We start from the raw sequence: 8,870 nt of genomic DNA, 5'->3' as shown, positions 1-8,870 counted from the left end.
GTGGGCCAGGCGACGCGTCAGCACCTGATAGAGCGAGTCGGTGTCGTCGGTCGTCTCCGCGATGCTGAAGGAGCGGTACTGATCCTTGCGCGGCAGCCCGTCTTCGAAGACCACCATGGAGGCCACGACGTTGGTTCCCGACAGATGCGACACGTCGTAGCATTCGATCCGCAGCGGCGCCTCGTCCATGCCGAGGGCGAGTTGCAGGTCGGTGAGAGCTTTCGTGCGCGACGTGTAGTCGGACGTGCGGCGCGTCTTGTGCAGCAAGAGCGCCTGCTGCGCGTTGACGGTGGCGGTGCGCATCAGGTCGGCCTTGCGCCCGCGTTGGGCGACCTGCAGGCTCACGCGCTTGCCGCGCCGCTCCTGCAGCCACTGCTCCAGCTCCGCGGCATCATCCGGCAGGCGCGGCACCAGGACCTGGCGAGGGATGTCGGATGACTCAGCGTCACCGTACGTGCGCTGGAGCACCTGATCCACCACGTCGGCGGAGGAGATGTCGAGCTCCTTGTCGATGGTCGTCGCACGGACACCGCGTACGCGACCGCCCCGGACGACGAAATGCTGCACCGCCGCCGAGAGTTCGTCCTCCGCGATGCCGAACAGATCGGCATCCGTGTCCTCGGCCAGCACCAGAGAACTGCGACTGAGCACCGCATCGATCGCCTGCAGCCGGTCGCGGTAGACCGCGGCCGATTCGTAGTCCATCGCCGCCGCCGCCTCGCGCATGCGCGCGGTGAGGTCACGCGCGAAGCGCTGGTCTCCGCCCGCCATGAAAGCGACGAAGTCGTCGACGATGGCGCGGTGCTCCTCGATCGTGACCTTCATCGAACACGGTCCGCCGCATCGACCGATCTGTCCCGGAAAGCACGGTCGTCCGGTCGCCATGGCCTTCTTGTACGACGCGTCGGAGCAGGTGCGGATGGGGAAGACCTTGATCATCAGGTCGATCGTGTCGTGCACCGCCCACACCTTCGGGTACGGGCCGAAATAGCGCGCTCCGGGAATGCGCCGATTGCGGGTCACGATGACGCGCGGCGCCTCGTCGGCCAAGGTGATCGCCATGTAGGGGTAGGACTTGTCGTCCTTGTAGCGCACGTTGAACGGCGGCGAGAACTCTTGGATCCACATGTACTCCAGCTGCAGCGACTCGACATCGCTGCCGACCACCGTCCACTCCACGGATGCCGCCGTGAGCACCATCCGGCGGGTGCGCTCGTGCAGGGTGTGCAGCGGCGCGAAGTAGTTGGACAACCGGGCGCGCAGATTCTTGGCCTTGCCGACGTAGAGGACGCGGCCGTCCGCGTCGCGGAAGCGGTAGACCCCGGGCTGCGTGGGGATCTCCCCCGGCTTCGGCTTGTAAGGAAGCGCGTCGGCCATCGTCAGCCGGCCTTCCGCACCGGCCCCCGCGCCGTCGCCCCCTCGTCAGACGGCCCTGCCGCGAGGATCTCGGCCAGGAAGGCGCCCGTGTGGCTCTCTTCGACGCGCGCCACCTGCTCTGGCGTCCCCGTCGCGACGATGCGGCCGCCGCCCGAACCACCCTCGGGCCCCAGGTCGATGATCCAGTCGGCCGACTTGATCACGTCGAGATTGTGCTCGATGACGACGACCGTGTTCCCCTTGTCGACGAGGCCGCCCAGCACTTTCAGCAGCAGAGACACGTCTTCGAAGTGCAGCCCGGTCGTGGGCTCGTCGAGCACGTAGATGCTGCGCCCATTCGAGCGGCGCTGCAGCTCGGTCGCGAGCTTGACGCGCTGAGCCTCGCCGCCGGAGAGCGTCGTCGCCGACTGTCCGAGTCGGACATACCCGAGCCCGACGTCGACGAGGGTCTTCAGGAAGCGGTGGATCGCTTGGATCGGCTCGAAGAAGTCGGCCGCCTCGGAGATCGGCATCTCCAGCACCTCGGCGATGTTCTTGCCCTTGTAGTGCACGGCGAGCGTGTCACGGTTGTAGCGCTTGCCGTGACAGACCTCGCAGTCGACATAGACGTCGGGCAGGAAGTTCATCTCGATCTTGATCGTGCCGTCGCCCGAGCAGGCCTCACAACGACCGCCCTTGACGTTGAAGCTGAACCGACCCGGCTGGTAGCCGCGCACCTTCGCCTCAGGCGTCTCGCTGAACAGGGTGCGGATGCGATCGAACACGCCCGTGTAGGTCGCGGGGTTGGATCGCGGTGTCCGCCCGATCGGGGCCTGATCGACGTGCACGACCTTGTCGAGGTTGTCGAGTCCGGTGATCCGGGTGTGCTTGCCCGCCACGCGGCGCGCTCCGTTGAGCTTGGTCGCGAGGACTTCGTAGAGGATGCCGTTGACCAGAGTCGACTTGCCCGAGCCGCTGACGCCCGTCACGGCGGTGAGCACCCCGAGGGGGAATTCGGCAGTGACGTTCTGCAGGTTGTTCTCGCGGGCGCCGACGACGGTCAGCATGCGCTTCTTGTCGATCTTGCGCCGCTTCTTGGGCGTCGCGATCGACCGCCGCCCGCTGAGGTAGGCGCCCGTCAACGAGCGCTCTTCCTCGAGCAGCGACGACAGCGGACCCGAATGCACGACTTCGCCTCCGTCGACACCCGCGCGGGGCCCGATGTCGACGATCCAGTCCGACGCCTGCACGGTCTCCTCGTCGTGCTCGACGACGATGAGGGTGTTGCCCAGATCCTTCAGCCGGACGAGAGTCTCGATCAGCCGACGGTTGTCTCGTTGGTGCAGCCCGATGGAGGGTTCGTCGAGCACGTACAGCACGCCCGTCAGCCCGGAGCCGATCTGCGTCGCGAGCCGGATGCGCTGGGCCTCCCCACCGGAGAGCGAGCCCGCGGAGCGTCCGAGGCTCAGATAGTTCAGTCCGACCTGCACGAGGAAGTCCAAGCGCGCGCGGATCTCCCTGAGGACGGCGGCGGCGATCTTGGCTTCGCGGTCGGTCAGCTCGAGCTGCGCGAAGTACTGCTGCGCGTCGGCCAGACTCATGCGCGACGCATCGGCGATCGAATGGTCGTGCACCAGGACGGCCAGCACCTCGGGCTTCAGACGGTCGCCGTGGCACACGGGACACGGGACCTCACGAAGGTACTCCGCCCATCGCTGGCGCTGCGCGTCGGTCTCGGCCTGGGTGTACTGACGCTCGATGTAGGGCACCACCCCCTCGAACCCGGACGAGTAGCGCATCTCCCGGCCGTAGCGGTTGCGCCACTTCACCGTGACCTTGTAGTTCTCGCCGCGAAGGATCGCATCCTGGACGTCGGTGGACAGGTCCCGCCACGGTGTGTCGAGCGAGAAGTCGAGGTCATCGGCCAGGCCCACCAGGAGGCGCTCGTAATACTGGTACAGCCCCTTGCCCTGTGTCGTCCATGGGATGATGACGCCGTCGTTGATCGACAGCTCTTCATCGCCCAGCATCAGCTCGACATCGACCGACATCCGCGTGCCCAGACCGGAACAGGTGGGGCACGCGCCGAAGGGAGCGTTGAACGAGAAGGTACGCGGCTCGATTTCGGTCAGCTGCAGCGGATGCCCGTTCGGACAGGCGAGCTTCTCGCTGAAACTCACCCACGCGTCGTCCCCTTCTTCGTCGACGAAGTTGATCTGCACGATGCCGTCGGCGAGGCCGAGCGCGGTCTCGACCGAGTCGGTGACGCGGCCGAGGATGTCGCCACTTGCCACGAGCCGGTCGACCACGACCGCGATGTCATGCTTGTAGCTCTTCTTGAGCGTCGGGGGCTCCGCGAGCTGAATCAGGTCGCCGTCCACGACCGCGCGGGCGTATCCCTTGGCCGACAGCTCCTTGAAGAGGTCGACGAACTCGCCCTTCTTCTGCGTCACGACCGGGGCCACGATCTGATAGCGCGTGCGCTCGGGTAGTTCCATGAGCTGATCGGCGATCTGCTGCACGGTCTGCCGCTGGATCTGGGCGCCGCACTCGGGACAGTGCGGAACACCGATGCGCGCCCACAGCAGACGCATGTAGTCGTGGATCTCGGTGATGGTGCCGACCGTCGAACGCGGGTTGCGGTTCGTCGACTTCTGATCGATCGAGACGGCGGGACTCAATCCCTCGATGAAGTCGACGTCCGGGCGGTCGACCTGACCGAGGAACTGCCGCGCGTACGCGCTCAGCGACTCCACGTAACGACGCTGACCTTCGGCGAAGATCGTGTCGAAAGCGAGGCTGGACTTGCCTGAACCGGAGAGGCCGGTGAAGACGACGAGGGAGTCGCGCGGGATGTCGAGATCCACGTTCTTGAGGTTGTGGACGCGGGCTCCGCGCACGCTGAGTTTCGACGAGGCAACAGGGACGATGGGCACCGGACAAGTCTAGGTGTGGCCTCCGACACCGGATCCGAGGTGCGCTCTCGGCGCACCCTCCTCAGTCCGGCCGACGGCCGGCGAAGGGGGCGAGACCGTCGCGCAGTGCCGCAAGTTGGTCGGCATCCATCCCGACTCTCGCCATGATCTGCGCCGGCACGTCGAGAGCCCGTGCCCGCAGAGACGTGCCGTCGGCGGTGAGCGCGATATCCAGCACCCGCTCGTCGTCAGTGCGGCGCGTGCGACTGACCCGCCCCTGCACCTCGAGGCGCTTGACGAGCGGCGACAGGGTGGCCGGTTCCATCGCAAGCTCCTCCGCGAGCTCACCCAGCGAGCGCGGCGAGTGCTCCCAGAGGGCGAGCATCACGAGGTACTGCGGGTGCGTCAGGCCGAGGGGATCGAGGACAGGACGATAGATGGAGACGACGTTGCGCGCGGCCGTCACGAGAGCGAAGCACAGCTGGTTCTCGAGCTTCAGCAGATCGTCGCGCGCATCCATGCCTCTACTGTACTCATTCCGTTAGTACACTAATGTTCATGACACGAAACGATGCCGAGCGGCCGCCGCTTCGTCAACGGGTGCGCGACGCCGGCGGGTGGTACACGTACCTCAACACGCGGCTCATCCGCCTGGCCGGTCCCGCGTCGGTCGGTCCGTACGAGAGCGAGCCCGAGCCGGCGCGCGCCGAACGGGCCTGCCCGCTCTGCGGCCACGCGATGTCCCAGCACACGTTCGACCGCAGCGGCCCGAAGCCGCTCATGCACTGCCCCTGATCAGGACCGCCCGTCAGGCGCGGTCGAACGTCATGATCGCGCGCGCTGCCGCAGCGCCCACTCCACCTCGTCGGGGTCGCTGTGCGGAACGACCACGCCGTCTCGCATGATCTGGTGACGCTCGTCGCCCTTACCCACGATGGCGATGAGGTCACCCTCCCGGGCGAGTTCGACGGCCTTGTGGATCGCCTCGGCTCGGCCGCCCACGTCGAAGACCTCTGCGCGCGAGCCGCGCGTACCGGCGACGACGGCTCGCCTGATGGTCGCGGGGTCCTCGTCGGCGGGATTGTCGTCGGTGACGATCACGATGTCCGAGGCCATCGCGGAGAAGCGGCCCATGAGCGGGCGCTTGTGCGCATCGCGATTGCCGTTGGATCCGATCACCGTGATGATGCGCCCCGGCGTCAGAGGCCGCATAGCGCGCAGCAGCGCGTTGATCGCCTCGGGCTTGTGGCCGGCGTCGATGACGACCTGGAACTCGGCATCCACGGGGACGAACTGGACCCGCCCCTCGACGCCCGCGAAGTTCGCAATCCCCTCCACGGATGCCGAGAGAGGATGACCCACGATCTCGAGGGCCGCGACCGCGGCCAGGATGTTGCTGACGTTGAACTCTCCCACCAGGGGTGTGGTGAAACGCTCCGTCTGGCCATCGGGTCCGATCACCGTGAACGAGGAGCCGTCCAGCCGCAGGTCGATGTCGACAGCGCGCCAGTGCGCGTCGCGACCCGTCACCGAGAACGACTGCGTGTTCAGGTCGGCATCGGCATGCAGGCGCCGCCCGGCCCGGTCGTCGACGTTCACCAGCGCGACACAGGACATCGCCGGCGTCAGCAGCTCGCGCTTGGCCAGCAGATAGGCCTCCTGCGTGCCGTGGAAGTCGCGATGGTCGTGGCCGAGGTTGAGGAAGATGCCGACGTCGAAGCGGAGGCCTTCCACGCGACCCATCGTGATGGCATGGCTCGACACCTCGGAAGAGACCACCTCGACACCGCGCTCGCGCATGAGCGCCAGCAGCGCGTGCATCTGCGGGGCTTCCGGAGTGGTGAGAGTGGACGGAACGGCGACGCCGTCGATGCGCGTTCCCATCGAGCCGATCACCCCGGTGTGCCGGGACTGACGCGCTGCATCGACGAGATAGGTCGTCGAGGTCTTGCCCTGCGTCCCCGTGATGCCGATCGTCTTCAGCGCACGCGCAGGCTGGTCGTAGAACCAGGCGGCGAGCCCACCCAACACCCGACGGGGGTGCCCATCGACGACGATCCGTGGGAGCGCGGAGAGTCCTGTCGTGGCGTCGATGATGTCGGCGCCGGCGGCGTCGGTGAGCACCGCGACCGCCCCGGCTTCCACGGCGTCGGCGAGATAGCGCGCGCCGTGAGTCCGGGCCCCCGGCTGGGCGAAGAACAGATCACCCGGCTGCGTCGAGGCCGCGCTGAGAGCGATACCCGTGACGAACGCGTCACCGGCGACGAGAGACGCACCGACCTGATCGGCGATGTCGGCGAGTGAGCGAGCAACGACGTTCTGCGGACGGTTCGCGGCGGGCTGCGCAACCCCCATTCCGGCCTCCGAAGGATCCGACGGGGAGGACTGCTCGATGCTCACTCGGCGACGATAGCAAAACAGTGCGAACCCGGCTGTCAGCATCGCCGCGCGAAGCCCGAGTCCACCCTGCCGGCGGCACCGCCTGCATGTCGTTCAGGTGGTGCGGCGCACTGGACCTGCTTACGCGTGGCCGGCATTCACCATGGCCCGCAGCTCCTTCTTGAGATCCTGCACCTCGTCGCGGAGCCGCGCGGCCAGCTCGAACTTCAGCTCACCGGCCGCGGCGAGCATCTGCTGCGAGAGATCCTCGATGGTCGCCTCGAGCTGCATGGCGCCCTCTGCCGCGATGCCCTCCCGCCGCAGGCGCGGCGTCGGCGAGCCTGCGCGACCCGAGCCGCCGCCACGAGCCAGAAGCGCCTTGGTATCGGACGCCTCGCGTGCCAGCACGTCGGTGATGTCGGCGATCTTCTTGCGCAGGGGCTGCGGATCGATGCCGTGCGCCGTGTTGTATGCGATCTGCTTCTCCCGGCGACGCTCGGTCTCCTCGATCGCCGATCGCATCGAGTCGGTCATGTTGTCGGCGTACATGTGGACTTCACCGGAGACGTTTCGCGCCGCTCGACCGATCGTCTGAATGAGTGACGTCCCGCTGCGCAGGAACCCTTCCTTGTCGGCGTCGAGAATGGCGACGAGCGAGACCTCGGGCAGGTCGAGCCCCTCACGCAGCAGGTTGATTCCGACCAGCACGTCGTAGACACCCTGTCGAAGCTCGGTGAGCAGCTCGACGCGACGCAGCGTGTCGACGTCGGAGTGCAGGTATCGCACGCGCACACCGTGCTCGCCGAGGAAGTCCGTCAGCTCTTCGGCCATCTTCTTGGTCAGGGTGGTGACGAGCACGCGCTCGTCTCGCTCGACCCGCACCCGGATCTCCTCCAGCAGGTCGTCGATCTGCCCCTTGGACGGCTTGATCACGATCTGCGGATCGACCAGACCCGTCGGTCGGATGATCTGCTCGACGACGCCGTCGGCGATACCCATCTCGTAGCGGCCCGGCGTCGCGGACAGATACACCGTCTGACCGATGCGGTTCTTGAACTCGTCGAAACGCAGCGGGCGGTTGTCGAGCGCACTCGGAAGCCGGAAGCCGTGGTCGACCAGCGTGCGCTTGCGGGACGCGTCGCCTTCGTACATGGCGCCGATCTGCGGCACCGTGACGTGCGACTCGTCGATGACGAGCAGGAAGTCGTCGGGGAAGAAGTCGAGCAGCGTGTGCGGCGGCTCGCCGGGCTCGCGACCGTCCATGTGTCGGGAGTAGTTCTCGATGCCGGAGCAGAAACCGAGCTGCTGCAGCATCTCGAGATCGAACGTCGTGCGCATCCGCAGGCGCTGTGCCTCCAGCAGCTTGCCCTGGCCCTCCAGCTCCGCCAGCCTCTCGGCCAGCTCGGTCTCGATCGTGCCAATGGCGCGATGAACGGTGTCGGTGCCCGCGACGTAGTGCGACGCCGGGAAGATGGGCACACTGTCGAGCTTCTGGACGACGTCTCCGGTGAGGGGATGGAGCATGTAGAGCGCTTCGATCTCGTCGCCGAACAGCTCGATGCGGACGGCGTACTCCTCGTAGACGGGAATGATCTCGATCGTGTCGCCGCGCACACGGAAGTTGCCGCGCGAGAAGTCGACGTCGTTGCGGTTGTACTGCATCGCGATGAACTTGCGGATGAGCGCATCGCGGTCGTACCGCTCGCCGACCTGCAGGGCGACCATCGCGCGGAGGTACTCTTCGGGCGCACCGAGACCGTAGATGCACGACACCGTGCTGACCACGACCACATCGCGACGGCTCAGCAGCGAGTTCGTCGTCGAGTGACGCAAGCGTTCGACCTCGGCGTTGACGGACGAGTCCTTCTCGATGAAGGTGTCCGTCTGCGGCACGTAAGCCTCGGGCTGGTAGTAGTCGTAGTAGCTGACGAAGTACTCGACGGCGTTGTGCGGCATCAGCTCACGGAACTCGTTGGCCAGCTGCGCCGCGAGGGTCTTGTTGTGGGCCAGCACCAGCGTGGGACGCTGTACCTGTTCGATCAGCCACGCCGTCGTCGCCGACTTGCCGGTACCGGTCGCGCCGAGCAGGACGACGTCGGTCTCCCCCGCGTTGATTCGAGCCGCGAGCTCGGAGATCGCCTGCGGCTGATCACCGCTGGGCGCATACTCGCTGACGACCTCGAACGGCCGGACGGATCGCGTGGTCTGCATGCCTCCAGC

6 protein-coding genes are annotated in these 8,870 nt (G+C 66.8%); 1 reads left to right on the top strand and 5 read right to left on the bottom strand.

Going from position 1 to position 8,870, the window contains the following annotated elements; genetic code table 11:
• The 3 genes from uvrC to BGN98_RS05440 form a co-directional block, all read right to left on the bottom strand.
• Nucleotides 1-1,377: excinuclease ABC subunit UvrC (uvrC, locus tag BGN98_RS05450; RefSeq protein WP_288120077.1), on the bottom strand; the 1,377-nt coding region annotated here is incomplete at its 3' end.
• Between the two features lie 2 nt (nucleotides 1,378-1,379).
• Nucleotides 1,380-4,292, bottom strand: coding sequence for an excinuclease ABC subunit UvrA (uvrA, locus tag BGN98_RS05445; protein WP_061681606.1), 2,913 nt, complete (start codon nucleotides 4,290-4,292; stop codon nucleotides 1,380-1,382).
• 61 nt (nucleotides 4,293-4,353) lie between these two features.
• Complete coding sequence (locus tag BGN98_RS05440) at nucleotides 4,354-4,791, bottom strand: MarR family winged helix-turn-helix transcriptional regulator (protein ID WP_036320963.1); 438 nt, start codon at nucleotides 4,789-4,791, stop codon at nucleotides 4,354-4,356.
• A 32-nt stretch (nucleotides 4,792-4,823) separates the two neighbouring features.
• Between BGN98_RS05440 and BGN98_RS05435 the strand changes: the two genes are divergently transcribed.
• The gene (locus BGN98_RS05435) at nucleotides 4,824-5,066 is read left to right on the top strand and encodes a hypothetical protein (protein WP_036287935.1); all 243 of its coding nucleotides are present in this window, start codon (nucleotides 4,824-4,826) and stop codon (nucleotides 5,064-5,066) included.
• Between the two features lie 30 nt (nucleotides 5,067-5,096).
• Here BGN98_RS05435 and BGN98_RS05430 read toward each other — a convergent pair whose 3' ends face one another.
• Both BGN98_RS05430 and uvrB read right to left on the bottom strand, forming a co-directional pair.
• Nucleotides 5,097-6,671, bottom strand: a complete 1,575-nt coding sequence (locus BGN98_RS05430; RefSeq protein ID WP_288120071.1) for a UDP-N-acetylmuramoyl-L-alanyl-D-glutamate--2,6-diaminopimelate ligase — start codon at nucleotides 6,669-6,671, stop codon at nucleotides 5,097-5,099.
• 120 nt (nucleotides 6,672-6,791) lie between these two features.
• Complete coding sequence (gene uvrB / locus BGN98_RS05425; protein WP_036287941.1) at nucleotides 6,792-8,861, bottom strand: excinuclease ABC subunit UvrB; 2,070 nt, start codon at nucleotides 8,859-8,861, stop codon at nucleotides 6,792-6,794.
• Nucleotides 8,862-8,870: the final 9 nt, after the last annotated feature.

This window comes from Microbacterium sp. 69-7, from assembly GCF_001897985.1.
GTDB classification, from domain to species: domain Bacteria; phylum Actinomycetota; class Actinomycetes; order Actinomycetales; family Microbacteriaceae; genus Microbacterium; species Microbacterium laevaniformans.
Note: the sequence above shows the minus strand (reverse complement) of the source record. Positions and strands in the feature narration are given on the sequence as shown.

What these genes read in the sequence shown, in the direction of transcription:
- BGN98_RS05440 (WP_036320963.1), bottom strand. Translation starts at nt 4,791, where the DNA reads ATGGATGCGCGCGACGATCTGCTGAAGCTCGAGAACCAGCTGTGCTTC.
- BGN98_RS05435 (WP_036287935.1), top strand. Translation starts at nt 4,824, where the DNA reads ATGTTCATGACACGAAACGATGCCGAGCGGCCGCCGCTTCGTCAACGG.
- uvrB (WP_036287941.1), bottom strand. Translation starts at nt 8,861, where the DNA reads ATGCAGACCACGCGATCCGTCCGGCCGTTCGAGGTCGTCAGCGAGTAT.